This window comes from uncultured Citricoccus sp. (assembly GCF_937871995.1).
In the GTDB taxonomy this organism is placed as follows: Bacteria; Actinomycetota; Actinomycetes; order Actinomycetales; family Micrococcaceae; genus Citricoccus.
Map to the genome: position 1 here is coordinate 1 of NZ_CALMQR010000118.1, position 1,524 is coordinate 1,524.

Sequence of the window (1,524 nt, forward strand, 5' to 3'; positions counted from 1 at the left end):
GAACCACTCACTGATGAAAACCGCCGGACCCACCCACCGTTTATCGGACAGTCCCTGCTCCGCTAAGGGATCCTCGACCGAGACAATGGGTCGTTCACCATGGTCGTGGTGTGGATGCGTGTACCAGGCGTGCGGTCTGCCCGAACGGGCCCTGGTGGCTGGTGGCCGCCGAGAATCGTGCCAGTCCGTCGTCGAGGAAAGGAATACGGTTGAGAGAAAACCGTCTTTCTGCACTGCAATCCGAGGCGTTCATCCTGCTCCCGGACACGGTGCAGGACCTGGATAACTTCGTCTGCCACCCGGAGCGGTACTTGGTGAGCTTGTACGCCGACCCCGGACGGGCCGCCGGGCTGTGGCGCGAGCGATTGAAAAGGCATCCCTATGGCAGCGAGGGACTGCTGCGCCTGTCCTACCGCGGACGAGAACTCATCCACCCGGCGTTGTGGGACGAGGTCTCCGGAGTGTGGTTCGCCCTGGTCGACTGCGTCCAGGCTTACCTGGAGACCGGCAGGGGCTTGACCTCCTTCCCTGGCCAGCCCGTGGACGTGGAGATGCGGCGCGCCCGGGTGGGGGCGGTGTTCGGCGTCAACGGTGACCGGGTCCTGGTGGACCCGACCGAGTTCATCCCCGGCCTGCTCGATGAGGCCGAGCGATACTCCCGCTGGGTCGAAGACCGCATCGGCACCCTGGACGCGCCCACGGCCCAGCAGACCGGTGCCCTCCGGCAAGCTCTGGCCAACCACACCAGATGAACCGGTGCCCCGCCTAAGACCCCGTTCGCAGGAGGTCGCGCCCGGATGGGGATCGCCGTCCTGGTATCGGGGCGGTGCTGGGAAAGTAATCAGGACTGGCGCTGGGATGCAGCGGCCTGACGTTCCAAGGCTTCGAACAGTTCGCTGACATCAGTCCGGCTTTGACCGTGGTCGATTACGTTGGAGGCCCTCCTGGGCCTTGTACTGACCGTAATGCGTGTTCGCCTGTGGTCTACGGGCTCGAACGTAGCGGTGACCATCAATCCCCACGTCTTCCAGTTCGCTGAGGCGTCCAGTTCAGCACCGGCTATGCTGCATGCGCGAAGCTCAAGCCTGGGGAGTTCCCCGACGGCCGCCCGGAAGACTGCCTCGATCTCCGGCTGAGGAACGGGCAGCTCTAGATGACCGGTCGCATGCCCTCCGGCCGAGGAAATCTGATACCTATCGGTCGGCGCGGAGTCATGCTTGCGGCGCGCTAGGACAGTCAGAATCACCCCGAACGCCAGGGGCACGGCGACCATGACCGCAATCAGCCACCCCGGGAACTCGAGCCAGACCCCGAACAGCAGAAGGAAGACCGCCAGAGGGATGTAGAACCAGAACGGCCAATAGTTCTTCATGTCTGCCCTTCACTGTCGGATCAGCTCAGTCTGGCCGTGCGTTCTTGGCTCTACAAGAGTCCACGGCGCTGCCACTGACGTGGGAAGCCTCCCATATGGGGAACCCCTCACGGACAGCGTTGGAGGCACTGCGGTGTTTCATGCAGGCCCCT

2 protein-coding genes are annotated in these 1,524 nt (G+C 63.9%); one reads left to right on the forward strand and one right to left on the reverse strand.

Translation table 11 applies throughout. From position 1 onward, the window contains the following. Positions 1–209 precede the first annotated feature (209 nt). Positions 210–752, forward strand: coding sequence for a hypothetical protein (locus Q0283_RS13705; RefSeq protein ID WP_298045137.1), 543 nt, complete (start codon positions 210–212; stop codon positions 750–752). A gap of 89 nt (positions 753–841) precedes the next feature. Here the strand turns inward: Q0283_RS13705 and Q0283_RS13710 are convergent, their stop codons facing one another. Further along, the gene (locus tag Q0283_RS13710) at positions 842–1,372 is read right to left on the reverse strand and encodes a hypothetical protein (protein WP_298045138.1); all 531 of its coding nucleotides are present in this window, start codon (positions 1,370–1,372) and stop codon (positions 842–844) included. Positions 1,373–1,524 lie beyond the last annotated feature (152 nt).